Source organism: Lelliottia sp. 7254-16 (assembly GCF_002922995.1).
In the GTDB taxonomy this organism is placed as follows: domain Bacteria; phylum Pseudomonadota; class Gammaproteobacteria; order Enterobacterales; family Enterobacteriaceae; genus Enterobacter; species Enterobacter jeotgali.
Genome location: NZ_PQVS01000004.1, coordinates 347,138 through 371,909, shown reverse-complemented (window position 1 = coordinate 371,909; position 24,772 = coordinate 347,138). Strand labels below are relative to the sequence as shown.

The following is a 24,772-nucleotide window of genomic DNA, read 5'->3' as shown; positions in this document are numbered from 1 at the left end:
GGTGGCGGTAATAATAGCGGCCCGAACTCAACTCTCAGCATTTACCAGTACGGCGGCGGTAACTCAGCTGTTGCTCTGCAATCTGACGCGAAAAATTCTGACCTGACTATTACTCAGCATGGTGGCGGTAACGGTGCTGACGTAGGACAAGGTTCTGATGACAGCTCTATCGATCTGCTGCAGAAAGGCTTTGGTAACAGTGCTACCCTCGATCAGTGGAATGGTAAAAACTCCACTATGGAAGTCAAACAGTTCGGCGGCGGCAACGGCGCGGCAGTCGATCAGACAGCTTCCGGCTCAACTGTAACTGTGCACCAGGTTGGTTTTGGCAACAACGCGACTGCGCATCAGTACTAATATCGAATCTGTACTATAAAAAAACAGGGCACTTGCCCTGTTTTTTTTCGGGAGTTTATCATGCACACCTTATTACTCCTTGCCGCACTCTCCAGTCAGATTACGTTCAAAACAACGCATGAGGGGGAGATGACGACCATTATTCCTCAGGTCATATTGACTGAGCCCTGCGTGTGTCAGGTGCAAATTATCTCTTCACGTCAGGGACAGGGCGGACAAAGTACCTCCAGCCAACGCAACACGCTGTCTATTCCCGCTAATCAGCCCATTGATTTAACCCGGCTTAGTTTAAATATCGGCCCTCAAGATTCTGTAAAAATTGTCGTTAATGTATCTGACGGGCAATCGCTACATTTATCGCAACAATGGCCGGGTTCCGAATGAAATATTCACGAAATCAATATATTGGATAATTTGGCGGTTCCCAATGAATGTTTCTATGATGTTAATAAGGAATGCATGACCCCTCAGGGATGATCTCTCATTGAGGAGCCAACCATGGCAGCGTCCACAGTAAAATGTATCTTTGCGGCAGCTATTATCGCTTCAACGGCCCTGACACCGGCGTTTTCAGCAACGTTAGTTAACGGCGGCGTGATTCATTTTCGCGGGGCGATAGTTGAAGATCCGTGTGAAATATCCCCTGCACAGCATCAGTTTGCGCTGTCTTGCCCACATCAGGGGCGCATGCAAACGACTCAGGTAAGTTATCGGGACGCGCTCAGGGGGCATAATCCCTACCCGAACATTGCTACTGTCAGCATGAAATACATTAACCCTGAAAAAACACTAGGCGTTGTACAAATCGATTATCGCTAAACATCAGCTCTCCCGCCTTCGGGCCGGAGGGCTTTTCCGATCAATCTCTTCTTCCCAACCGACCGCTGCTATACACTTAATTAATAGATGGGCAGTAGTAGAGGGTTGGATATGAAACCGCAAATTGAAGTTGTTCTCGGGGATATCACCACGCAGCACGTGGATGTCATTGTCAATGCAGCCAATCCATCACTTATGGGGGGAGGAGGCGTTGACGGAGCCATTCATCGCGCGGCCGGGCCGCAACTGCTGGAAGCCTGTAAAGTTGTCCGTCAGCATCAGAGCGAGCTGGCGCCGGGCCATGCGGTGATTACCATTGCGGGAGATCTCCCGGCTAAAGCGGTGATTCATGCCGTCGGCCCGGTATGGCAGGGCGGGGAAAATCACGAAGCGAGAAGCCTTGAAGATGCATATCTGAATTCTCTGCGTCTGGCTGCCGCCAATGGCTATAAAACGCTGGCCTTTCCGGCGATTAGCACCGGCGTTTACGGTTTTCCAAAGGCCGCAGCGGCGGCGATAGCGGTGGCGACAGTTTCAGACTATCTCACCCGTAAGCCACTGCCGGAGCGGGTATACTTTGTTTGCTATGATGAAGAAAATGCCCAGCTATACCAGCGACTCCTTACCCAACGGGAACAAGAACTCGGCGCATAACACGCGGCTCGGGCGAGCGATCTCGCCCGTCAACGCCGAACATCCGGGGCTGTGCGGTTTGCTGCCTCTGGATGACAGCCTCGACGCTTTCGCCTGCCGCTATCGGCTGGCGGAAATGGCGGAGAAAACTCTGGATGTGCAGTACTACATCTGGGAGGACGACATGTCGGGGCGGCTGCTGTTTTCGGTGCTGCTGGCCGCCGCATCGCGCGGAGTCCACGTCCGATTGCTGCTGGACGACAATAATACGCAGGGGCTGGACACATTCCTGCGTTTACTTGATTCACACCCCAATATTGATGTTCGCCTGTTTAATCCTTTCTCTTTCAGAACGCTGCGTGCGCTGGGTTATCTCACCGATTTCGCCCGATTAAATCGCCGTATGCACAATAAAAGTTTCACCGTAGATGGCGAAGTGACCATCATCGGTGGGCGAAATGTCGGGGATGCCTATTTTGGAGCCGGAGAGGCGCCGCTTTTTACCGATCTGGATGTGATGGCCATTGGGCCGGTGGTGGCAGATGTGGCTGACGATTTTGAACGCTACTGGACCAGTGCCTGTGTCGCTACTCTGAAACAGGTGCTTGACCTGTCGGAAGAAGAGATTGAATCGCGCCTCCAGCCTCCTGATGACTGGTATCAAAATGACATTGCACAACGGTATCTGAATAAACTGGAATCCAGCCAGTTCATCACCCATCTTGAAGCACGCGATTTACCGCTCATCTGGGCTAAAACGCGGCTGCTCAGCGACGATCCACGTAAAGGATTAGGGCGAGCGAAACGCCATTCCCTGCTGCCTGCGCGCCTGATTGATGTGATGGGGTCTCCGGTCGAACAAATCGATATTATTTCCTCCTATTTTGTCCCCACTCGCGCGGGCGTGGCGCTGCTTCTGCAGATGGTGCGCAAAGGTGTCAAAATCGCCATTCTCACCAATTCACTGGCGGCTAATGACGTGGCGGTAGTACATGCAGGATATGCACGCTGGCGTAAAAAACTGTTGCGCCACGGGATTGAGCTGTATGAGCTGAAACCGACACAAGATTTCGTGCCGGGGCTGAGGGATCGAGGATTGACGGGGAATTCTGGCTCCAGTCTGCATGCCAAAACATTCAGCATTGATAACGAGAAAGTGTTTATCGGTTCGCTGAATTTTGATCCGCGCTCAACGATGCTCAACACCGAAATGGGCTTTGTGATTGAAAGCGAAGTCCTGGCGCGGCTCATCCACCGTCGTTTTCTGAAAAGCCGTCAGCAGGAGGCGTGGCAAATCCGACTGGATAAATTCGGACGCTTGAACTGGGTTGAGCAAAAAGAGGGGCAAGAAATTGTTCTGAAGAAAGAGCCCAAAACGCGTTTCTGGCAACGAGTGCTGGTGCGCCTGGCGTGGTGGCTACCGGTCGAATGGCTACTGTAATCGCGCCGGAAGACCCGGCGCGAGAAGGGAATCAAGCCGTTTTGTTTTGCGGTTTACCGGAAAACAGGAAACGCAGAAGCGGAATTCGCAGATGAACTTCATACAGCAGAATGGCGATGCCCACGACAAACACCAGGCCAGTGAAAAAGCCTAATGCATTAGAACTAATGTGCGGGGTGATGTATGCACCAAAAAAGAGCGTCAGCGGGTGGTGAACCAGGTAGATAAACAGTGAAGCATTCACAAAATAGGTCACACGCGTTGATTTGAAATTCAACAGACGATGCCCCAGCGCAAACACCACATTCACCATCCACAGCCCCAGCAGCATGGTAATCACGCTTTCCGTTTCATACATCCACGCATCGCCGCTGCCGTAACGCTGATTCAGCAGATAGGCGGCAAACGCCAGCGCAGAGCCGACAGCGCACCACGGCGACGGAGTGGTGAACATCTCTTTGAGCTTCGGTGCGATAAAGGCCAGTGCGCCGAGCATAAAGAAAGGGATGTAGAACAAGGTTTGCATCACCACGAAGTTAAACAACCCGTCGCTGAGCACCGGCGGATACACCAGGAACAGAATACGGCGGATCGCGCCGTAGGTGATTCCCAGTGCTAAGAAGAGCAGGGAAAGTTTCGCCCAGGTTATATTGGGAAAGTGCGATTCGTGATGTCGACTCAGTTTGCGGCGTAACTTGCTGAAAATCCACAAACTGACGGTAGTCATCACCACCAGCACCAGCAGGAACCACAGATGTGATACCAGTTCCCAGACCAGGGTGTTGTATTTTTCGTAGAACGTTAGATTCTGCCAGTTATCCGCTTTGCCTTTGACGTACTGCAACATGATGAACTGGGGCAGCGTGAGCAGCGGGATGGCGGTCAACATCGGGATGCCGACGCGCTCTACGCGCACTTTCCACCAACGTTTGATGGGATAGCGCAGAAACAGCATATAAGAGAAATAGCCTGAGATGACGAAAAAGACCTGCATCCGGAAGGAGTGAATAAAGTCGTTGAACAGTGTCAGCCACCATGAGGGCTCTATACTGTTTACATGCCAGGTGTGGCTGGAGTAAATCAAAGAGATGTGAAAAGGGATCCCCAATAGCATCAGCCATGCCCGGATCGAGTCGAGGAAATATTCACGTTGTACAGGTACATTGGTCATATAACTTTGTGCATTCTCAGACTTTTCGCCTTATCCATAAGACTAATAGTGGTTACATTCGAAGCCAACCCTACACCAAGACCGACACCCTGTCTCCAGGATAAGCACGCAAAGTGAAGAGAGGGTCTTCTGATTGCTTAATCCATGAGCCAGCGCGCTGAACAAAGCAGTGATAATGTTGTCGGATTGCCTGAATTTCCAGTAAAATGGATCGGATCGAATTAAGCACACAAAGGGGGAAGTGCTTACTTATTATGAAACATAAATCACAAATGATAAAAATGCGTTGGTTAGGTGCTGCAGTATTGTTGTCACTGTATACCTCTTCTGCATGGTCTTTTTCCATCGATGATGTCGCAAAACAGGCAAAATCGTTGGCTGATAAAGGCTATGAGGCGCCAAAAAGTAACCTGCCCTCCGTCTTCCGCGATATGAAGTATGCGGACTATCAGCAGATCCAGTTCAATCACGACAAAGCGTACTGGAATAACGTTAAAACCCCGTTCAAGCTTGAGTTTTATCATCAGGGTATGTACTTCGACACCCCGGTTGCCATTAATGAAGTGACGGCAACTGCGGTACGTAAGATCAAGTACAGCCCGGATTATTTTAATTTTGGCGATGTGAAGCACGACAAAGACACGGTTAAAGATTTGGGATTTGCGGGCTTCAAAGTCCTTTACCCCATCAACAGCAAAGATAAAAACGACGAAATTGTCAGCATGCTGGGGGCCAGCTATTTCCGCGTGATCGGTTCTGGTCAGGTTTATGGCCTGTCTGCGCGCGGTTTGGCTATCGACACGGCGTTACCGTCGGGTGAAGAATTCCCGCGTTTTCGTGAGTTCTGGATTGAGCGTCCAAAACCAACCGATAAACGCCTGACTATCTACGCACTGCTGGACTCTCCGCGTGCCACGGGTGCCTACCGCTTTGTGATCATGCCTGGCCGTGATTCGGTCATTGACGTGCAGTCCAAAGTTTATCTGCGCGACAAAGTGGGCAAACTGGGCGTTGCACCGCTGACCAGTATGTTCCTGTTTGGGCCGAACCAGCCGTCTCCGGCAACCAACTTCCGCCCGGAACTCCATGATTCCAACGGTCTGTCCATTCTTGCCGGCAACGGTGAGTGGATCTGGCGTCCGCTGAACAACCCGAAACACCTGGCGGTCAGCAGCTTCGCAATGGAAAACCCGCAGGGCTTTGGTCTGTTGCAGCGTGGTCGCCAGTTCTCCCGTTTTGAAGATCTCGACGATCGTTACGATCTGCGTCCAAGCGCCTGGGTCACACCGAAAGGGGACTGGGGCAAAGGGAAGGTGGAGCTGGTTGAGATCCCAACCAACGATGAAACTAACGACAACATCGTCGCTTACTGGACTCCGGATCAGCTTCCGGAAGCTGGCAAAGAGATGAACTTCAAATACACCATTACCTTCAGCCGTGATGAAGACAAACTGCATGCGCCGGACAACGCGTATGTGATGCAGACTCGCCGTTCTACGGGCGATGTGAAACAGTCCAATCTCATTCGCCAGCCTGATGGTACCGTGGCGTTTGTAGTCGATTTCGCCGGTCAGGATATGAAAAAACTGACGCCGGATACGCCTGTGACGGCGCAAACCAGCATTGGTGACAATGGTGAAATCGTTGAAAGCTCCGTGCGTTACAACCCGGTGACCAAAGGGTGGCGCTTAACCCTGCGTGTGAAAGTGAAAGATCCAAAACAGACCACTGAAATGCGTGCTGCGCTGGTCAATGCCGATCAGCCGCTGAGTGAAACCTGGAGCTATCAGCTACCTGCTAATGAATAATACATCTGAATACATCGATGCCATGCCGCTGACAGATATTGAAAAAGCGGCGCTGCCAAAGAGCGACATCCGCGCGGTTCATACCGCGCTGGATGGCGATCATCACGAGTTTACCCGTGATGACGATACGCCACTGGGATCAGTCAAGGCGCGTCTGGAGCAGGCCTGGCCGGATTCGCTGGCAGAAGGGCAACTGATTAAAGACGACGAAGGGCGCACACAGCTGAAGGCTATGCCTAAAGCAACGCGCTCTTCCATGTTCCCGGACCCGTGGCGCACCAACCCGGTTGGGCGCTTCTGGGATCGTTTGCGCGGTCGCGATGTGACACCGCGCTATCTGTCTCGCCTGACGAAAGAACAGCAAGCGTCCGAGCAGAAATGGCGTACCGTGGGCACTATTCGTCGTTATACCCTGCTGGTATTGACGCTGGCGCAAACCGTTGTTGCAACCTGGTATATGAAAACCATCCTGCCTTATCAGGGCTGGGCGATGATTAATCCTGCCGATATGGTGGGACAAAATCTGTGGGTTTCATTCATGCAGTTGCTGCCGTACATTCTGCAAAGTGGGATCCTCCTCCTCTTCGCGGTGTTGTTCTGCTGGGTCTCGGCCGGTTTCTGGACCGCGCTGATGGGCTTCCTGCAACTGCTGATGGGGCGTGACAAATACAGCATTTCGGCATCAACGGTCGGGGATGAAGCCTTAAATCCTGAGCACCGTACGGCGCTGATCATGCCTATCTGTAACGAAGACGTCGACCGTGTATTTGCGGGCCTGCGCGCCACCTGGGAGTCTGTGAAGGCGACCGGAAATGCGGCGCATTTCGACGTCTACATCCTGAGTGACAGCTACAACCCGGATATCTGCGTTGCCGAGCAGAAAGCGTGGATGGAACTGATCGCAGAAGTACAGGGCGAAGGGCAGATCTTCTACCGTCGTCGTCGCCGTCGTGTGAAGCGTAAAAGCGGTAACATCGATGACTTCTGCCGTCGCTGGGGGAATCAGTACAGCTACATGGTGGTACTGGACGCCGACTCCGTGATGACCGGTGAGTGTCTGACCGGGCTGGTGCGTCTGATGGAAGCGAACCCGAACGCCGGGATCATCCAGTCATCGCCAAAAGCGTCTGGTATGGACACCTTGTACGCGCGCTGTCAGCAGTTTGCGACCCGCGTTTACGGGCCGCTGTTTACCGCCGGTCTGCACTTCTGGCAGCTGGGTGAATCTCACTACTGGGGTCACAACGCCATTATTCGTGTACAGCCGTTCATCGAACACTGTGCGCTGGCACCGCTGCCGGGCGAAGGTTCATTTGCCGGTTCCATTCTGTCCCACGACTTCGTGGAAGCCGCGCTGATGCGCCGTGCAGGCTGGGGGGTGTGGATTGCTTACGATCTGCCGGGTTCTTATGAAGAGCTGCCGCCGAACCTGCTGGATGAACTGAAACGCGATCGCCGCTGGTGTCACGGCAACCTGATGAACTTCCGTCTGTTCCTGGTAAAAGGGATGCACCCGGTTCACCGCGCCGTGTTCCTGACCGGGGTGATGTCGTATCTCTCTGCACCGCTCTGGTTTATGTTCCTGGCGCTGTCGACGGCATTGCAGGTCGTGCACGCTCTGACTGAACCACAGTACTTCCTGCAACCGCGCCAGCTGTTCCCTGTGTGGCCGCAATGGCGTCCTGAGCTGGCGATTGCGCTGTTTGCCTCGACCATGGTTTTGCTGTTCCTGCCTAAGCTGCTCAGCATCATTTTGATCTGGTGCAAAGGCTCGAAAGAGTTCGGTGGTTTCTGTCGCGTGACGCTTTCCCTGCTGCTCGAAGTGCTGTTCTCGGTACTTTTGGCTCCGGTGCGCATGTTGTTCCACACCGTGTTTGTGGTCAGCGCGTTCCTTGGCTGGGAAGTGGTCTGGAACTCACCGCAGCGTGATGATGACTCAACGCCGTGGGGCGAAGCCTTTATGCGTCATGGTTCGCAAATGCTGCTGGGTCTGGTGTGGGCTGCAGGTATGGCGTGGCTGGATTTACGTTTCCTGTTCTGGCTGGCACCGATTGTGTTCTCGCTGATCCTGTCGCCGTTTGTCTCCGTTATCTCCAGTCGTTCTACGATGGGATTACGTACTAAACGCTGGAAACTGTTCCTGATCCCGGAAGAGTATTCCCCGCCGCAGGTGCTGGTGGATACCGATAAGTATCTGGAGATGAACCGCAATCGCTCGCTGGGTGATGGTTTTATTCACGCGGTCTTTAATCCGTCGTTTAACGCCTTAGCCACCGCAATGGCAACGGGCCGTCACCGCGCCAGCCAGGTGCTGGAGATCGCTCGCGATCGCCACATCGAACAAGCGCTGAATGAAACGCCGGAAAAACTGAACCGCGATCGCCGTCTGGTGCTGTTAAGCGATCCGGTGACCATGTCGCGTTTACATTACCGCGTCTGGTCCGCGCCGGAGAAATATTCGTCGTGGGTAAATTATTACTCGACGATAACGCTTAATCCGCAGGCCCTGAAGGCGAAGTAAGCAGAACGAAAATGAAAATACCGGCCAAGGCCGGTATTTTTTTACATGAGGTTTTAATGAGAATACTCATCGTGGTGATAATGGCGCTTATGCTGACCGGATGTGGCAGCATTATCAGCCGCACTATTCCTGGTCAGGGTCATGGCAACCAGTATTATCCCGGCGTGCAATGGGATGTCCGCGACTCCGCATGGCGCTACGTGACAATCCTCGATCTGCCATTTTCGCTGGTCTTCGATACGCTGTTGTTGCCCATCGATGCCCAGCACGGCCCATATGAATAGCGTGAATTAACGCTCATCCCACTCGTCCGCTGCGGTTTGCCCCTCTTCGGTATCCAGCGGCGGTTCAAGCTGAAACTCACCCTCGTCCCATTCGTGAAGGGTGTTTTCTTCAAGCCACTCCTGGCGCAGTTCGATCTCTTCATACTCACCATCGAAAACCGCCTGAGCGGCGTCACCGCTCAGCACCGGCAGACATTCTCCGTCTTCACCCTCGTCGGAGAAGAATTCGGCCTGCCACATAATATCGCCATCCTGCAGGACATATTTTTGGATATTGAGTTGCTGAATATCCGCATCTTCGGCTTCGACGCCAGAATTGTCAGCGAGAAATTCTTCACGAGCGGCGTCAATAGCTTCTTCCAGCGTGGCATACATGGTCATCGGTTTCTCCCTGTGATTCGCAGTGGTGTTCAGGGAAATAATAGCTGATTCTCTGATTTTGCAAGTATGAATGCGCCAATAAGTTATCAGGAGGATGCATTAAGCGCGGGCTGCGAGGCGCGGGCCAGGCTCCACCAGGAATAAATAGCGTTAAACAGCACAACGAGGGCCGTGACGATAAACACGGCGCGGAAACCATAACTGGCAGAGATCGCGGCCCCAACCAGCGGCCCTGTGACGTTGCCGATATCACGGAAAGACTGGTTATAGCTGAAGATCCGTCCGGCAATTTGGTTTGTGGAGTTGTAGACCAGCAGCGTTTGCACCGCAGGGAGTAGCGCCCCGTCTGCAGCACCGAGTAGGAAGCGCAATACGCCCAGTTGCCACGGCGTCTGTACGAACGACATGGGGATCAGAAGCAAGACGGAGATAATCAGTGCGGCAATTAGAATTTTTTCCGGGCCGATGCGATCGCCCAGTTTCCCGAGACGCGGGGCACTGAGCAGCGCGGCGACACCAGGCACCGAGGCAATCATCCCACTGATAAAAGCGATATTGCTGACGTTACCCGCTAACTCGCGAACGTACAGTGTCAGTATTGGGGCGATAGAACCGGTCGCCACCTGAATAATCATCGTCGTGACAAACAGGCTTAATACCAGTTTTGGATTTTTCAGCGAGCCGATAACATCGCGGGCATGCAGCATCTCTTTCTTTGGCACCGGAGTGAAGTTTTCCCGGATAAAGAACGCCGTCAGCAGGAAGCAGGCAAAAAGGACGCTGGCGGTAATGAAGAACACGGGACGCAGACCGTAGCTATCGGCCATCAGGCCGCCAGCAAGCGGGCCCAACAGTGCGCCGCTGACTGCGCCAGTCGATAACGTTCCTAGTGCCCAGCCGCTTTTATGTCGTGGGATTTGTGTGGCGATCAGCGCGTTAGCGTTAGGCACAAAGCCACCCAGTAATCCCAAAAGGGCGCGCAGGATCAGAAACTGCCAGATGTTTTGCGCCAGCCCCATCAGCACCATGATGATGGCCATGCCGAGGGCCGAACGCAGGAGCATAATCTTGCGCCCCTTACGATCGGCAAGCCCACCCCAGAAGGGGGACGCGACGGCTGAAAACAGGAAGGTGATACTGAACACCAGGCCAGACCACATGTTCAGCGCGCTATGGCCAGTCACGCCGAGGTGTTCGACGTACAGGGGTAGAAAGGGCATGACCAGGCTAAAACCGGCACCGGTCAGAAAACAGCCAAGCCAGACAACAATGAGGTTACGCTTCCAGTTTATGGGGGCATCTGAGGGCGACATAGCAATCCGTAACGCAAAAAAAGAAGGTAATAAGCCTGCTAATTATGCGCCTGAGTGATGATTGCTGCAATGCGAAGGGCTTTTAAAGCTAAAAGTGGATGCGGCCTGAAAGACCGCATTGCGATTAATAGCGCGAGGGTTCGCCTTCTGGGCGTGTTTTGAAACGACGATGCAGCCACATATATTGCTCAGGGGCGAGCATGATGCATTTTTCCACGATGCCATTCATCCATCTGGCCGTGGTTTCTGCATCTTCCAGCGGCGGTGTGCATTCCGGCTCAAGCATCATTAACTCGTAGCCTTTTCCGTCGGGTTTACGACGCGGAACGAAGGGCACGATAGCCGCTTTTGACATCTTCGCCAGCATCCAGGTTCCGGTGGTGGTCGCCGTTTTTTCGACGCCAAAGAAGGGGACGAACACGCTGGATTGCTTACCATAGTCGTGGTCCGGTGCGTACCAGATCACTTCACCGTTTTTTAGCGCGCGGATCATTCCTTTAAGGTCTTTACGATCAATCATGCTCTTATTGGAACGCATGCGGCCCCAGGTTTGTAGCAGGTCGATGACCGGATTGTCGTTCGGGCGATACACGCCGATTCCCGGTGCTTGCATGCCGAACATCCGTGCCCCGATTTCGAGGGTGAGAAAATGAATCCCAATCAGCAGCACGCCGGTTTTTTGCGCTTGCAGTGTATGCACCGGTTCCATGCCCGTACCGGTCACTTCGAACCAGCGCGCCATACGTTTGTCTGACCAGAACCAGGCCATTCCCGTTTCCATCAAACCCATACCGACAGATTCGAAATTTTTCCTGATCATGCGGTGGCGCTCTTGCGCACTCATTTCTGGAAAGGAAAGTTCCAGATTTCGATTCGCAATTTTGACGCGCCGTTTCATGTAGCGCTGAGCGATATGACCGAGGCCGCATCCAACACGATAAATCACCGGGTAGGGCAGTTGAACCAGCAACCATAAAAGGCCGACGCCAGACCAGATTGGCCAGTAACGCGGGTGGAGCAGCTCCATAGAAAATTTGGGTAATTGGGTCATGTCTTTCCTGTCTTTTTCGTCCTTATGCAATCATTCTCGCATTTTTTAAAACCATAACCAAAACGAATGAGTTCCAGATGAGCGCTTTTACAGCAATTGTTGCGACATTATTTTTTGGATGAGGAAAATGTAGCGCAAAATATGGGGATGTAAATTCTCATTGTATGCTATATGATGCCGCCGATTTTCTTTCTCTTAACGATTGCAGGAACCGTACACCATGCCAGTGTTACACAACCGCATTTCGAATGAGACGTTGAAAGCACGCATGCTGGCGGAAACCGAAGCGCGTGTAACGATCTCATTCTACAAATATTTTTCTATCCCTGAGCCGCAGGAAACCCGCGACGCACTGTATAAATCCTTCGAAGCGCTGAGCGTGTTTGGCCGCGTTTATCTGGCTCATGAAGGCATCAATGCCCAGATCAGCGTGCCAGAAAGTAAAGTCAGTGCTTTCCGCGATTTTCTTTATGGTTTTCACCCGGCATTCGACAATCTGCGCCTGAATATCGCGCTGGACGATGACGGGAAATCCTTCTGGGTGCTGCGCATGAAAGTGCGGGAACGTATCGTAGCGGATGGAATTGACGATCCCTCGTTCAACGCCGCAGATGTTGGCGAGTATCTGAAAGCGGCTGAAGTTAACGCCATGCTGGACGATCCGGATGCGGTGTTCATCGATATGCGTAACCACTACGAGTACGAAGTGGGGCATTTCGAGAACGCGCTGGAAATCCCGGCGGATACCTTCCGCGAGCAGCTGCCGAAAGCCGTCGAAATGATGCAGGAACACAAAGATAAAAAAATTGTGATGTACTGCACCGGCGGCATTCGCTGTGAAAAAGCCAGTGCCTTTATGAAACACAGCGGTTTCAACAAAGTCTGGCATATTGAAGGCGGGATTATCGAGTATGCCCGTCGTGCGCGTGAGCAGGGTTTACCGGTGCGCTTTATCGGTAAGAACTTTGTCTTTGACGAGCGTATGGGCGAGCGTATTTCTGAAGACATCATCGCGCATTGCCATCAGTGCGGAACGCCTTGTGACACCCATACGAACTGCAAAAATGACGGCTGCCATCTGCTGTTTATTCAGTGTCCGACGTGTGCGGAGAAATTCAGAGGATGCTGTAGCGAACTGTGTAGCGAAGAGAGCGTGTTGCCTGAAGAGGAACAGCGCCGCCGTCGCGCAGGACGTGAAAACGGCAATAAGATCTTCAATAAATCACGCGGTCGTCTGAATACTAAACTCGGTATTCCTGATCCGGAATAACCCGTAATATCCCGGCTGCATCGCGCAGCCGGGATAGTGTTGCACTACTTCTGCTGTACGCCTTCCACGGAAATAATCAACTCAACGTCCTGCGATGCCGGGCCTAAATCGGTGGTAATGTTAAAATCTTTCAGATGGATTTTACCCGCGGCCTCGAAGCCAGCGCGCTTGCCGCCCCACGGATCATCACCCTGACCAATGAGTTTTGCGTCGAGTGTGACCGGTTTGGTCACGCCATTCAGCGTCAGGTTGCCAGTAATATCCAGCCCTTCACCATCCTTTTTCACTGCCGTTGAGGTGAATGTCGCCTGCGGGAATTTCGCCACATTGAGGAAATCTGCGCTGCGCAGGTGTTTATCGCGCTCGGCATGGTTAGTATCCAGGCTGGTCGTGTTAATGGTCACATTCACTTTGTCCGCTGCGGGATTCTTCTCGTCAAAGGTAAAGGTGCCATCGAAATCTTTAAATGTGCCATACAGCCAGCTATAGCCCAGATGCTGAATACGGAAATTAACGAAGGCGTGTTGGCCCTCTTTATCAATTTTATAATCAGCCGCCACGGCAGAACCGGTGGCAAATACCAGAGAACCTAACGCGATACCCAGCAGGTGTTTTTTCATTTTATACTCCAGAGTCAACCGACGATCGGCCCAGCATGCGCTTGAGCGTGGCGTCTTTATCGATGAAATGATGTTTAAGGGCCGCAAGGCCGTGAAGGACAGATAAAATCACGACGCCCCAGGCAAGCCATAGATGCACCTGGCCCGCCAGATCGGCCTGAGAGCCGGCGTCCGTGAGAGTTGCCGGAACGTCAAAAAGGCCAAATACGCTAATCGGTTTGCCGTCTGCGGTGGAAATCAAATAGCCGCTGATAAAAATGGCAAACAGGACCCCATAGAGCGCGATGTGCGCACCCGCCGCGCTAATCCGCGTCAGTTTGCTGTAGCTTTTCAAGGGCGGAGGTGGCGGAGAAAAGTGGCGCCAGACGAGTCGAACGACCAGAGTCATCATCAGCAGGATGCCAATGCTTTTGTGCAGTTCAGGGGCCTGATGGTACCAGCCGTCGTAATAGCTCAGCGTCACCATCCACAAACCTAAGCCGAACATGCCATAAACCGCGAGGGCAATTAACCAGTGCATTAGCATGGATATTAATCCATAGCGTGCAGAAGAATTACGCAGTTGCATAAAGATGACCGTCCCTAATTAATTTGAAGGGTAAACATGGCCTGTGAAGAATATTATTGCAAATGATATTTAAGTATTAGGATTATTCATTTTTCTATTTCAGTTATTTTGATTGTGTCTTTGCATTTTGATTCAATGTATTCGTGGTTGAAGTGGGTTTTTTGACATCTTTACTGGCTTGCGGAGTGGGTGTTGGTTATCAAATAATTTGCGGTAGTTTCAGTTAATATAAAGTATTGTCAATTATCGTCAGCGCATCTTTTCAGAAAAATACAATATAAATAACATCGATGATTGCCAGTGCAGACCATAATAAAATATAGAGCATCAAATGCTCGCGTATATTATTAACCAGATAATCAAAAATCCTGCGCATCATTTCTGCTACCGACGATATAAAAAGAAAGGCTCCGAATCGTCGGAGCCTGAAGACAAGATTATCCGCCAAAACGCGCGAGAGAGAAGGGCGTCAGATCAAACTGTGGCGCGATTCCCTGAGCAAACTGCGCGGCTATCTCACCCAGCACAGAAGCAAATTTGAACCCGTGGCCGCTCAGCCCGGTGATCAGCAGCGTGTTGTTATGGCCTGGCAGCGTGTCGATGATGAAATCTTCATCTGGGGTGTTGTCGTAGGTGCAGGCGGCACCGTAGAGCAGCCCACCGACACCCGGCAGCACATGGCGTAAGAAGCTAAAAGCCTCAGAACCATCGCCCGGTAAATCACCAAACGGTTTGCGCTCTTCCGGTGAGGAGATGATTTGCCCGCCGTTATGCTTGCCAATTTTGAGCGCATCTTTCTCGGACGGGAAGCCGTAGAACTGATCGCCGTTCGGCAGTTCGCCCGTAAACGCCGGGAATTTGTTCTGCGTACTGAAACGGCCATCGGCTTGGAACCACGAGAAGACTTTACGCACTGGCTGAATCGGTAACTCAGGCATCAGCTTCGTGACCCATGTTCCGGCGCTCACCAGCAGGCGAGAAGCCGTGTATGGGCCTTCCGGCGTATCTACGGTCACGCCGTCGTCATGATGATGAATGGCGGTCACCGGGCAGTTAAACAGCTGCGCACAGCCTGATTGTTCTGCGAGGGATACCCAGGTTTTGATCGCAGTTTCGCAGTGCAGCACACCGGAGTTGGCTTCAAACAGCCCGATGTAATCTGCCGGGACAGTGATTTCTGGCCAGCGTTGGGAGATGGCACTCGCATCGAGGCGCTCAACGTCCAGATTGAACTCACGGGCGCTGTGTTCGACGTTTGCCAGAAATTCCGAATGCGCAGGGCCGAGATTCACCACACCCGTGCGCTCAAAAATCTTATCCTCGCTCAGGGCTGATAATTCGTCCCATAGCGCTTGTGCTCTAAGCACCAGCGGAACGTAGCGCTCGCCTTCACCATAGGCGTGGCGAATAAGGCGGGTGTCGCCGTGGTGGCTGCCCTCTGCGTGCGGAGGAAGGTGGGCATCGATCATCAGGACGTTCAGGCCAGCTTTGGTGGCGTAATAACCCGCAGCAGAACCGACGGAGCCGCTGCCTAAAATAATCAAGTCGTATTTCATGAGAATCTCTTAAACCAGGACTTAAGTTGCAGAGTAAATAAGATGAAAGGCTTATTCAAGGGAGAAATAAATGAGGCACCGTTAAGGTGCCTGTTGAGTGAATGTAGGGCATAACATTAATGCCGACGATACTCATTTTCCTGGTAGTCGCCAGACTCTATTTTGGCAATGCCTGCCTCTAAAATAGAAATAAACTGGCGTGCAACATCTGTGGTCAGCCACAGTGTCTGACCAACTTCCGCTTCTTCACGGCTAGGCTGATTCGGGGTCTGGTAGTGCAAACGCAGCATCAGTGCATCGTAGCTGTCTACGGTACTGATATCCCATCCAACAAGCGGATGGGTCTGGATGACTTCATTATTCTTTTCCATCATAACCCCCGTAATACGTGTGATAAGACAACGACTGTGAGGTTCAATGCGTGTTTTTCTGAAGCAACTTCAGTATATCAATAAATAAGGGATCTGCAGGGGAAAATAAACAGGCAGCAACACATTTTTGTGCTTTTTAGGATTGTTTGAACAATAAACCGGCATCTTATTCACGTTTTTTTAAGAAGATACGCAATTAATTTGAACTTATTTAAAAAGGATAAAAAAAGCCGGGGCGACCCGGCAAAAAATGACAATGAGGGAGAAATAATTAATCTGTGATGAACCAGTCGTCGGCGCTTTCCCACGTTTCTTGCAGGATTTCGCTAATACGATCTTTATCATCTTTTGCCCCACCGAGTACGGAGAGATTATTGGCGGTGGCGTAACGGACGGTGACGGCTCCTTCGCGATCGGGGAAGGTGTCGTTGATGCGTCGGGATAATTCTCCGGCCAGCGCGTCCAGCGCGCCAGCAGGCAAAACGGTTGTTTTGGCGATAGTCACTTCAATACGCATAATTGCCCCCTGTGTAACGTACTGTTTATTTATACAGGTATTGTATAAGACATACAACAGGGGGCGACAAAAATTAGCGTTTAACCGTCCAGTTTACCGTTTCACCGGCCAGGAATGGGATCAGCGTGTCATCTGTCAGAGCGATGGATTCTTCCACCTGACTCTCTTTACGCTCCAGTTCGATAAAGGTTTCATTCACCGGCAGACCGTAGAAGCGTGGACCATTGAGGGAACAGAAGGCTTCGAAGTGTTCCAGCGCGCCCATCTCTTCAAATACGGTGGCGTAGCTTGCCAGCGCCGTTGGGGCGTTGAAGCAGCCTGCACAACCACAGCTGGCTTCTTTACGATGACGTGCGTGCGGCGCAGAGTCGGTCCCGAGGAAGGCACGGGTAAAACCGCTGGCAACCAGCTCACGCAGCGCCTGCTGGTGGATATTACGCTTGAGGATTGGCAGGCAGTAAAGGTGCGGGCGCACGCCGCCGACCAGCATGTGATTGCGGTTGAACATCAGATGCTGTGGGGTAATGGTTGCGGCCAGCAATTCGTTACCGTCGCGCACGTACTCTGCCGCATCTTTGGTCGTGATGTGTTCAAAGACCACTTTCAGCCCTTGCAGACGCTGGCGCAGCGGCTCCATGACGGTCTCAATGAAGCGAGCTTCACGATCAAAAATGTCAATGTCAGGATGCGTGACTTCGCCGTGGATCAGTAGCGGCATACCCAGTTTTTCCATGCGCTCCAGCACCGGCATAATCGCATCTGTGCTGGTGACGCCGTGACTGGAGTTGGTCGTGGCATTGGCCGGATAGAGCTTGGCGGCGGTAAACACGCCCTCTTTATAGCCGCGTTCCACCTCGTTCGGATCGAGGGAATCAGTCAGATAGCAGGTCATCAGCGGAGTAAAATTGTGGCCAGCAGGAACAGCGTCGAGGATGCGCTGGCGATAGGCGATCGCGGCATCAACGGTGGTGACTGGCGGAACCAGGTTAGGCATGACAATCGCGCGGCCATAGATTTCGCTGGTGTAGGGGACAACGGTTTTCAGCATCTCACCATCGCGCAGATGGATATGCCAGTCGTCAGGGCGGCGGATTTTCAGAACCTGGGGATGTGCAGTCATTGATATGCTCCGGCTTATCAGGAATCAGTCATAAGGATGGCTGTTTTTGCCGGACACAAATCATATGCGGAAACGTTTTCGTTTGCACACATTTCCGTTAAATGTGCGTGTAAAAAAGGGCGCCTTAGCGCCCTCAGTGTTAATCCGTGAACGGAATGATAATTTCACCCGGTTTCACTTCGATGCCCTTGGCATATTTTTTCGCCAGGGCCTCGCCTTTACTTCGGTCTTCGCTCAGCACATACGCAGGCTGCTGATTAAAATAGTTGCGCAGCGACTGGTTCAGATACGGCATTAGCGTTTGCAGCACCGGTTTCATTTTTTCCGGCGTCACTTCGGCGTCCACGATCTCCATCTCTTGCAGATAAATCGCGCCTTTTTCTTTGTTGAACACCGGCAACGCTTTCAGTTTCAGTTTGATGTTGGCTTTCTGGCTGCCGAAAAGAGAGTTCATATCCAGTTTGGCATCACCTGACAGGGTGACTTTGTTTGGCTCTTCTCGCCCAATCTGGCTGACGAGATGATTCAGTACGATATGGGCATCGGCAACGCCAGGTACGCCGATATCCTTAGAAAAATTATTGTGTTTTTCCAGCGCCTGATTAATTTCCTGCTCACTCACGCTGTAGTGGGTAAGCTGGTTACAACCGACCAGCAGGCCACTGATAACGAAAGCAGCAGCAATGACAATCTTCTTCATGGGGTTCCTCAACATGATGTCGGCGCGTATGTCCTGACGCCTCAGTATGTCAGGCGGGTATAGCAGATACCAGCAGAAAAACCTGATAATCAGGGGCGAAAGAGGACCTTTCGCCCGAAGTGTTTCTTTATGCACCCGGCTCCAGCATCCCGCTGGTACTGCGTTTTGGGCTGAACTGCCACCACAGGGCGATGAGCGTAATAAAGCCCACGACGCCCAGCATCATCCACGGTAACTCGGGTTGATTTAATTCTTTGCCCGCATCAAACAGCCAACCGCCACCGGCGTATCCCAGCGCGCCGCCAAAGGCCAGACCCAGACGGCTAAAGCCCATGTAACTGCCACGGGCGCGGGGATCGGCAAGGCCCGCGCTGAGTGTTTCACGGGCCGGTTCAGCAATGATCGACCCAATGTAAAAGGTACAAATCAGAATAAACAGCTGTTGCAGAGTGCCGACTAAACCAATCGGCATCATGCTCAGAGTCATCAGCAACAGACCTGCCATCAGGCGATGCTCAAGACGAAAACGTTTTTCACTCCAGCGCGCGATAGGGTAGAGCAGGGTAAGCGACAGGCAGGCTTCAATGGCGTACATCCATTTGACCGCCGCAGGCGATCCCGCGATGTCGTTGACCATAATCGGTAGCATCAGCATGACTTGTACTGCCAGCATGTAATACCCGGTCAGTGTCAGCACATAAGTGACAAACCGTTTATCCGCCAGCACGCGACCCAGCCCTTCGCGGACCGGCGCTTTCACCGTCGAGAGTTTCCAGGCCGGCAGCAGCCAGGCGTTAAACCCAGCGCACAGGATAAACAGGACCGCGCCGGTGGCACACACCAGGCGGAAGTCGTATTGCAGCAGCCAGCTGCCGAGCAGCGCACCGACCACCGCACCGGCGCTGTCCTGCATCATCAGCAGAGAGAAAAAGCGACCGCGATGCTGCGGGCGAATCAGTTTGACAACCAGCGCGGTGCGCGGCGGGTCAAAAAGGGTGCCGCCAATCCCGGAAAGGAAGCAGGAGAACCACAGTAGCCACGGATCGTGAGCGATGCCCATAGTGGCAAATCCTGCTGCACGCAGCAGCATGCCGGTAACGATCATCGGTTTTGCGCCAAAGCGGTCGGCAATCGCACCGCCAAACACCCCCAGCCCCTGCTGGACAAACTGACGCAATCCCAGCGCAATGCCGACCATTAATGCCGCCCAGCCCATTTGATCCACAAAGCGAATGGAGATCAGCGGGAACACGACAAAAAAGCCGAGCACGACCAGCATGTTATCGACGAGCAGGAAATATTTACCCAGGCTCCTTGCCTGTGATACGCGGGACATCTTCCCTCCAGAGGGGAAATACACCTCATCTTTCGGGCTTTCCAAAAAGGAGCCTGAAGACTTAGATGTATATAAAGGTGAGCACGCTAACATTCTGCGGGGTTAGCGTCTTTTTTCCCACCTATCCAGCGACAATATTTTTTTATCAAAAGGGTGGTTTGATTCAGCTTTTTAATCGAATTTTGTGAAATCAGTAAAAAAGGATATGTCACTGTTTTCACAGAAAGCACAGGCACAGGTATAGTAAAGCTAACAGCTAGATCAGAAGTGACGGGAAGGAGTGGTATCGATGTTTGGCTATCGCAGTAATGTGCCAAAAGTGCGCCTGACAACAGACAGACTGGTCGTCCGTCTGGTGCATGAGCGTGATGCCTGGCGTCTGGCGGATTATTACGCCGAGAATCGCCAGTTTTTGAAGCCCTGGGAGCCCGTTCGGGATGAAAGCCACTGTTATCCCTCTGGCTGGCAGGCTCGCCTGAGCATGATTGCCGAATTTCACAAGCAGGGCAGCGCTTTTTATTTCGCCCTGCTGGACCCGGAAGAGAAAGAAATTATCGGCATTGCCAATTTTTCCAACGTGGTGCGCGGATCGTTTCACGCCTGTTACCTCGGCTATTCCATCGGTCAGAAATGGCAGGGACAGGGATTAATGTTTGAAGCCCTGACCAGCGCGATACGCTATATGCAGCGTTCGCAGCACATTCATCGCATCATGGCCAACTATATGCCGCACAATCAGCGCAGCGGCGATCTGCTGGCGCGCCTCGGGTTTGAGAAAGAAGGCTATGCGAAAGAGTATCTGTTGATCGACGGCGAGTGGCGTGACCACGTGCTGACGGCGTTAACCACCAAAGAATGGACCGCAGGTCGTTAAGGAGAAAAGATGAAATACCAGTTAACTGCCACAGAAGCGCGCGTCATTGGCTGCCTGCTGGAAAAACAGGTCACCACGCCAGAGCAATATCCGCTGTCAGTCAATGCGGTAACGATGGCCTGCAACCAGAAAACCAACCGTGAACCGGTGCTCAACCTGAGCGAGCATGAGGTGCAGGAGCAACTGGATGAATTGGTCAAACGCCACTACCTGCGCACCGTGAGTGGGTTTGGTAATCGCGTCACCAAATATGAGCAGCGTTTTTGTAATTCCGAGTTTGGCGATCTAAAACTGAGCAGTGCCGAAGTGGCGGTGATCACCACCTTGTTATTGCGTGGGGCGCAAACGCCGGGTGAATTACGATCCCGCGCAGGAAGAATGCATGAGTTCAGCGATATGCAGGAAGTGGAGCAAACGCTGGAAAATCTAGCGACCCGTGAAGATGGCCCGTTCGTCCTGCGTCTGGCGCGTGAGCCGGGCAAACGCGAAAGCCGCTTTATGCACTTGTTTAGCGGGAATGTACAAACGCTGATTAACGTCGTAGAAGCGATCGCGCCTGCGGATGACGAATCGCTGACTACGCGCGTCGAAACACTGGAAAACGAAGTGGCTGAGCTGAAGCAACGTCTGGATTCTCTGCTGGCACATCTGGGAGATTAACAGTGACAAAATTACGCATTGGCGTGGTTGGTCTCGGCGGGATCGCGCAAAAGGCCTGGCTGCCGGTACTCAGTGCCGCAACGGACTGGACGCTGGTGGGCGCATGGTCGCCGACGCGCGCAAAAGCGCTGCAAATCTGTGAAACCTGGCGAATGCCGTATGCAACGTCGCTTCTCGACCTGGCGCGAGAATGCGATGCGGTATTTGTCCATACCTCAACGTCGACCCACTATCAGGTCGTGACGGCGCTCCTGAATGCCGGTGTTCACGTTTGTGTCGACAAACCGCTGGCGGAAAATGTGCAGGATGCCGAGCGTCTGATTGAACTGGCCGCTCGCAAAAACCTGACGCTAATGGTCGGGTTTAATCGCCGCTTTGCTCCGCTCTATCAGGATCTCAAAACTCGACTTGGCACGGCGGCGTCGCTGCGGATGGATAAACATCGCACTGACAGCATTGGTCCAAACGATCTGCGCTTCACGCTGCTGGACGATTATCTTCACGTGGTGGATACCGCGCTGTGGCTGACCAATGGCCATGCACAGCTGAAAAGCGGTACGCTGCAAACCAACGATCAGGGCGAAATGGTCTATGCCGAACACCATTTCTCGGTGGACAATATTCAGCTGACAACCAGTATGCACCGCCGTGCAGGAAGCCAGCGTGAATCGGTACAGGCCGTGACCGATGGCGCGCTTTTCGACGTGACAGATATGCGCGAATGGCGTGAGGAGAAAGGGAGCGGGGTGGTGACCCGTCCTATCCCAGGCTGGCAGAGTACGCTCGAGCAGCGCGGCTTTGCCGGATGTGCGCGTCACTTTATCGAGTGCGTGCAAAATCAGACAGTTCCTGAAACATCGGGCGAGCAGGCTATTCTGGCGCAGCGCATCATCGAAAAGCTTTGGCGCGAGGCGATGAGCGAGTGAAAACAGTTTAATCCCTGTAACATCTGCGGATAGTAATTCGCTTAAATACGGGTAGACTAAGCGCCTCTTTTCACGCCTGCATTGCAGGCGTTTTGCAGTGTGGTTGTGGAAATTCACGTTAATGAACTTATTAAAATCGCTGGCCGCAGTCAGCTCGATGACCATGTTTTCTCGCGTGCTCGGTTTTGCGCGCGACGCAATTGTCGCCAGGGTATTTGGCGCGGGATTGGCCACTGACGCCTTTTTCGTGGCGTTCAAATTGCCTAACTTGCTGCGCCGCATCTTTGCTGAAGGGGCATTCTCGCAGGCCTTTGTGCCGATTCTGGCGGAATACAAAAGCAAGCAAGGCGAAGACGCGACGCGGGTGTTTGTCTCGTACGTTGCGGGCCTGCTTACGCTGGCGCTGGCGGTAGTGACGGTTGTCGGGATGCTGGCCGCGCCGTGGGTGATCATGGTGACCGCGCCGGGCTTTGCCAATACGGCGGAGAAATTCACGCTGACCACGCAGCTGCTGCGCATTACCTTTCCTTATATCCTGCTGATTTCGCTGGCCTCGCTGGTGGGTGCAATCCTCAATACCTGGAACCGCTTCTCCGTTCCGGCATTTGCGCCGACGTTTTTAAACGTCAGCATGATCGGTTTTGCCCTGTTTGCCGCGCCGCATTTTAACCCACCGGTGCTGGCACTGGCGTGGGCGGTCACCGTTGGTGGCGTGTTGCAGCTGGCGTATCAGCTTCCGCATCTGAAGAAGATCGGCATGCTGGTGCTGCCGCGCATTAACTTCCGCGATGCGGGCGCGATGCGCGTGATCAAGCAGATGGGCCCGGCGATTTTGGGTGTTTCCGTCAGCCAAATTTCCCTCATTATTAACACCATTTTTGCCTCCTTCCTGGTCTCCGGTTCGGTGTCGTGGATGTACTACGCCGACCGTCTGATGGAGTTCCCGTCCGGCGTGCTGGGCGTGGCGCTGGGGACTATTCTGCTACCGTCGCTGTCGCGCAGCTTTGCCAGCGGTAATCACGATGAATACTGCCGTCTGATGGACTGGGGTTTGCGTTTGTGCTTCCTGCTGGCGTTGCCTAGTGCGGTGGCGTTGGGGATTCTGGCGAAACCGTTAACCGTGTCTTTATTCCAGTACGGTAAATTCAGCGCCTTTGATGCCCTGATGACCCAGCGTGCACTGGTGGCGTACTCCGTCGGCTTGATGGGATTGATTGTGGTGAAAGTGCTGGCGCCAGGCTTCTATTCGCGTCAGGACATTAAAACACCGGTCAAAATTGCGATTGTCACTCTGGTGATGACCCAGCTGATGAACCTCGCGTTTATTGGACCGCTGAAACATGCCGGTCTGTCGCTGTCGATTGGTCTGGGGGCGTGTCTGAATGCCGGACTGCTGTACTGGCAGCTGCGCAAACAGAAAATTTTCACTCCGCAGCCTGGCTGGTTGAGCTTCCTGATTCGTCTGCTGGTGGCGGTTGTGGTGATGGCAGCGGCGCTGGTGGGCATGATGTACGTGATGCCAGAATGGTCCCTCGGCACCATGCCGTATCGTATTCTGCGCCTGATGGCGGTGGTTGTGGTCGGGATTGTGGCCTACTTCGCGACGTTGGCGGTTCTGGGCTTTAAGGTGAAAGAGTTCGCTCGCCGCACGGCATAAACGACTAAAGGGGAGTCACCTGATGGTGCTCCCCGTTCCCTGCTTAATCGCTCTGGCGATTAAATCGAAATCTTCTTCCCGCCGCCGCGCGAACTGGATGTCTGGCCATTTGCGCCATACAAACCCGGCTCCTGATGAGGTTTCAACACCTCAAGCGCCTGCTGATTGCGTTCAATTTGTCCTTCTAACAGCCAGCCGTTGTGCTGGTTGAGATCGCGAAGGTGCTGCGTTTTTTCGGTAATGGTCTGCCAGCGCTCAACGATATCATCATTGGCACTCCGTCGCGGGTCTTGCTCCGCGCGACGCTGCTGCTCCAGATAATCCAGAGTTGCCAGTAGCGAGCTTTTATCTTCAGTAATGCGCTGCAGGGCGCTGCCACTAATATGACCTGCAGAGAGCTGGTGTTGCTCGGCATCCATCACCGTCTTCAGATCGTTCAGGACTACCGTCATTTGATCCAATATTTCTGACAGTCGACTCATGCGGTTATTTACTCTGAAGGAAGTTCTGTGTTTCCTGAATCAGCGCATCAGCAATTTTGCTGGTGTCCATTTTCAGTTCACCGTTACGAATCGCCGTTTTAAGCGCTTCGACGCGTTCCATATTGATATCGTTGGTGCCCGGCTGCATCAGTTTGGACTGCGCATCACTTAAGGTGACGCTGGTACTGTTGGCCGTGGACGATTTTTCCAGACGCGCTTTAAGGGCTGGCGTGTCGTTCGTTTCGCGAGGTTGTACAGTGCTAACCGGCTTCAGGGGCGATGTACGATCAATGCTCATTGTGTTGTCCTCATAGAGGTTCGCGGCGTTGGCGCCTG

General features: G+C 52.9%; 28 protein-coding genes. 13 read left to right on the top strand and 15 right to left on the bottom strand.

Annotated features, from left to right (window positions below; genetic code table 11):
- From csgA to C3708_RS08840, 5 genes are all read left to right on the top strand, one after another.
- Nucleotides 1–357 (top strand): curli major subunit CsgA (gene csgA, locus C3708_RS08860; protein ID WP_103972659.1); only part of this gene is annotated, 357 nt, incomplete at its 5' end.
- Nucleotides 358–417: 60 nt separating this feature from the next.
- Nucleotides 418–741, top strand: coding sequence for a curli assembly chaperone CsgC (gene csgC / locus C3708_RS08855; RefSeq protein ID WP_103948666.1), 324 nt, complete (start codon nucleotides 418–420; stop codon nucleotides 739–741).
- Between the two features lie 114 nt (nucleotides 742–855).
- Nucleotides 856–1,176, top strand: coding sequence for a type 1 fimbrial protein (locus C3708_RS08850; protein WP_095281552.1), 321 nt, complete (start codon nucleotides 856–858; stop codon nucleotides 1,174–1,176).
- 111 nt (nucleotides 1,177–1,287) lie between these two features.
- Complete coding sequence (ymdB, locus tag C3708_RS08845) at nucleotides 1,288–1,830, top strand: O-acetyl-ADP-ribose deacetylase (protein WP_095281553.1); 543 nt, start codon at nucleotides 1,288–1,290, stop codon at nucleotides 1,828–1,830.
- Nucleotides 1,763–3,250, top strand: coding sequence for a phospholipase D family protein (locus tag C3708_RS08840; RefSeq protein WP_103948665.1), 1,488 nt, complete (start codon nucleotides 1,763–1,765; stop codon nucleotides 3,248–3,250). Before ymdB ends, C3708_RS08840 begins: the two co-directional genes overlap by 68 nt.
- A 31-nt stretch (nucleotides 3,251–3,281) precedes the next feature.
- On the opposite strand, the gene mdoC is transcribed toward C3708_RS08840, so the two are convergent.
- Complete coding sequence (mdoC, locus tag C3708_RS08835; RefSeq protein WP_103948664.1) at nucleotides 3,282–4,421, bottom strand: glucans biosynthesis protein MdoC; 1,140 nt, start codon at nucleotides 4,419–4,421, stop codon at nucleotides 3,282–3,284.
- Nucleotides 4,422–4,693: 272 nt separating this feature from the next.
- Between mdoC and mdoG the strand changes: the two genes are divergently transcribed.
- The 3 genes from mdoG to C3708_RS08815 are packed head-to-tail and all read left to right on the top strand — an operon-like array spanning nucleotide 4,694 to nucleotide 9,034.
- A complete protein-coding gene (gene mdoG, locus C3708_RS08825) occupies nucleotides 4,694–6,229 on the top strand; it encodes a glucans biosynthesis protein MdoG (protein WP_095284233.1) in 1,536 nt (511 codons plus the stop codon).
- Nucleotides 6,222–8,750 (top strand): glucans biosynthesis glucosyltransferase MdoH, encoded by a 2,529-nt coding sequence (gene mdoH, locus C3708_RS08820; RefSeq protein WP_103948663.1) that lies wholly within the window; start codon nucleotides 6,222–6,224, stop codon nucleotides 8,748–8,750. The genes mdoG and mdoH overlap by 8 nt, the downstream gene beginning before the upstream one ends.
- A 56-nt stretch (nucleotides 8,751–8,806) precedes the next feature.
- Entirely contained in the window at nucleotides 8,807–9,034 is a 228-nt protein-coding gene (locus C3708_RS08815) for a YceK/YidQ family lipoprotein (protein ID WP_095284236.1), read from the top strand.
- A 6-nt stretch (nucleotides 9,035–9,040) separates the two neighbouring features.
- Here C3708_RS08815 and C3708_RS08810 read toward each other — a convergent pair whose 3' ends face one another.
- From C3708_RS08810 to C3708_RS08800, 3 genes are all read right to left on the bottom strand, one after another.
- Complete coding sequence (locus tag C3708_RS08810) at nucleotides 9,041–9,415, bottom strand: MysB family protein (protein WP_103948662.1); 375 nt, start codon at nucleotides 9,413–9,415, stop codon at nucleotides 9,041–9,043.
- An 86-nt stretch (nucleotides 9,416–9,501) separates the two neighbouring features.
- Nucleotides 9,502–10,728, bottom strand: a complete 1,227-nt coding sequence (gene mdtG / locus C3708_RS08805; protein WP_103948661.1) for a multidrug efflux MFS transporter MdtG — start codon at nucleotides 10,726–10,728, stop codon at nucleotides 9,502–9,504.
- Nucleotides 10,729–10,852: 124 nt separating this feature from the next.
- On the bottom strand, nucleotides 10,853–11,779 hold the full coding sequence (locus tag C3708_RS08800) for a Kdo(2)-lipid IV(A) acyltransferase (protein ID WP_095281559.1): 927 nt from the start codon (nucleotides 11,777–11,779) through the stop codon (nucleotides 10,853–10,855).
- 220 nt (nucleotides 11,780–11,999) lie between these two features.
- Here C3708_RS08800 and C3708_RS08795 point away from each other — a divergent pair, with 220 nt between their 5' ends.
- Nucleotides 12,000–13,049 carry a rhodanese-related sulfurtransferase gene (locus C3708_RS08795; protein WP_095281560.1) on the top strand — a complete coding sequence of 350 codons (1,050 nt, stop codon included), beginning with the start codon at nucleotides 12,000–12,002 and terminating at the stop codon, nucleotides 13,047–13,049.
- A 44-nt stretch (nucleotides 13,050–13,093) separates the two neighbouring features.
- Here the strand turns inward: C3708_RS08795 and C3708_RS08790 are convergent, their stop codons facing one another.
- The 9 genes from C3708_RS08790 to mdtH form a co-directional block, all read right to left on the bottom strand.
- Nucleotides 13,094–13,669: a YceI family protein gene (locus C3708_RS08790; RefSeq protein WP_103948660.1), complete on the bottom strand. Its 576-nt coding sequence runs from the start codon at nucleotides 13,667–13,669 to the stop codon at nucleotides 13,094–13,096.
- 1 nt (nucleotide 13,670) lies between these two features.
- A complete protein-coding gene (locus C3708_RS08785) occupies nucleotides 13,671–14,237 on the bottom strand; it encodes a cytochrome b (RefSeq protein ID WP_103948659.1) in 567 nt (188 codons plus the stop codon).
- Nucleotides 14,238–14,499: 262 nt separating this feature from the next.
- Nucleotides 14,500–14,613, bottom strand: coding sequence for a YceO family protein (locus tag C3708_RS08780; protein ID WP_103948658.1), 114 nt, complete (start codon nucleotides 14,611–14,613; stop codon nucleotides 14,500–14,502).
- A gap of 61 nt (nucleotides 14,614–14,674) precedes the next feature.
- Nucleotides 14,675–15,793, bottom strand: a complete 1,119-nt coding sequence (gene solA, locus C3708_RS08775) for an N-methyl-L-tryptophan oxidase (RefSeq protein WP_095281564.1) — start codon at nucleotides 15,791–15,793, stop codon at nucleotides 14,675–14,677.
- A 116-nt stretch (nucleotides 15,794–15,909) separates the two neighbouring features.
- Nucleotides 15,910–16,164: a biofilm formation regulator BssS gene (gene bssS / locus C3708_RS08770; protein WP_095281565.1), complete on the bottom strand. Its 255-nt coding sequence runs from the start codon at nucleotides 16,162–16,164 to the stop codon at nucleotides 15,910–15,912.
- A 271-nt stretch (nucleotides 16,165–16,435) separates the two neighbouring features.
- Nucleotides 16,436–16,681: a DNA damage-inducible protein I gene (gene dinI, locus C3708_RS08765; RefSeq protein ID WP_095281566.1), complete on the bottom strand. Its 246-nt coding sequence runs from the start codon at nucleotides 16,679–16,681 to the stop codon at nucleotides 16,436–16,438.
- Nucleotides 16,682–16,754: 73 nt separating this feature from the next.
- Nucleotides 16,755–17,801, bottom strand: a complete 1,047-nt coding sequence (gene pyrC / locus C3708_RS08760) for a dihydroorotase (RefSeq protein ID WP_103948657.1) — start codon at nucleotides 17,799–17,801, stop codon at nucleotides 16,755–16,757.
- A 139-nt stretch (nucleotides 17,802–17,940) separates the two neighbouring features.
- On the bottom strand, nucleotides 17,941–18,501 hold the full coding sequence (locus tag C3708_RS08755) for a lipoprotein (RefSeq protein ID WP_095281568.1): 561 nt from the start codon (nucleotides 18,499–18,501) through the stop codon (nucleotides 17,941–17,943).
- Between the two features lie 127 nt (nucleotides 18,502–18,628).
- On the bottom strand, nucleotides 18,629–19,837 hold the full coding sequence (gene mdtH, locus C3708_RS08750) for a multidrug efflux MFS transporter MdtH (RefSeq protein WP_095281569.1): 1,209 nt from the start codon (nucleotides 19,835–19,837) through the stop codon (nucleotides 18,629–18,631).
- Between the two features lie 289 nt (nucleotides 19,838–20,126).
- Here mdtH and rimJ point away from each other — a divergent pair, with 289 nt between their 5' ends.
- The 4 genes from rimJ to murJ all read left to right on the top strand — a co-directional run bounded on the left by rimJ (nucleotide 20,127) and on the right by murJ (nucleotide 23,954).
- Nucleotides 20,127–20,711, top strand: coding sequence for a ribosomal protein S5-alanine N-acetyltransferase (gene rimJ, locus C3708_RS08745; protein WP_095281570.1), 585 nt, complete (start codon nucleotides 20,127–20,129; stop codon nucleotides 20,709–20,711).
- 9 nt (nucleotides 20,712–20,720) lie between these two features.
- Nucleotides 20,721–21,371 (top strand): YceH family protein, encoded by a 651-nt coding sequence (locus C3708_RS08740; protein ID WP_095281571.1) that lies wholly within the window; start codon nucleotides 20,721–20,723, stop codon nucleotides 21,369–21,371.
- Nucleotides 21,372–21,373: 2 nt separating this feature from the next.
- A complete protein-coding gene (locus C3708_RS08735) occupies nucleotides 21,374–22,297 on the top strand; it encodes a Gfo/Idh/MocA family protein (RefSeq protein ID WP_103948656.1) in 924 nt (307 codons plus the stop codon).
- Nucleotides 22,298–22,418: 121 nt separating this feature from the next.
- Nucleotides 22,419–23,954: a murein biosynthesis integral membrane protein MurJ gene (murJ, locus tag C3708_RS08730; RefSeq protein WP_095281573.1), complete on the top strand. Its 1,536-nt coding sequence runs from the start codon at nucleotides 22,419–22,421 to the stop codon at nucleotides 23,952–23,954.
- 59 nt (nucleotides 23,955–24,013) lie between these two features.
- Here the strand turns inward: murJ and flgN are convergent, their stop codons facing one another.
- Together flgN and flgM are read right to left on the bottom strand one after the other, a co-directional pair.
- The gene (gene flgN / locus C3708_RS08725) at nucleotides 24,014–24,436 is read right to left on the bottom strand and encodes a flagella biosynthesis chaperone FlgN (RefSeq protein WP_095281574.1); all 423 of its coding nucleotides are present in this window, start codon (nucleotides 24,434–24,436) and stop codon (nucleotides 24,014–24,016) included.
- 4 nt (nucleotides 24,437–24,440) lie between these two features.
- Nucleotides 24,441–24,734 (bottom strand): flagellar biosynthesis anti-sigma factor FlgM, encoded by a 294-nt coding sequence (gene flgM / locus C3708_RS08720; protein WP_095281575.1) that lies wholly within the window; start codon nucleotides 24,732–24,734, stop codon nucleotides 24,441–24,443.
- Between the last annotated feature and the right edge of the window lie 38 nt (nucleotides 24,735–24,772).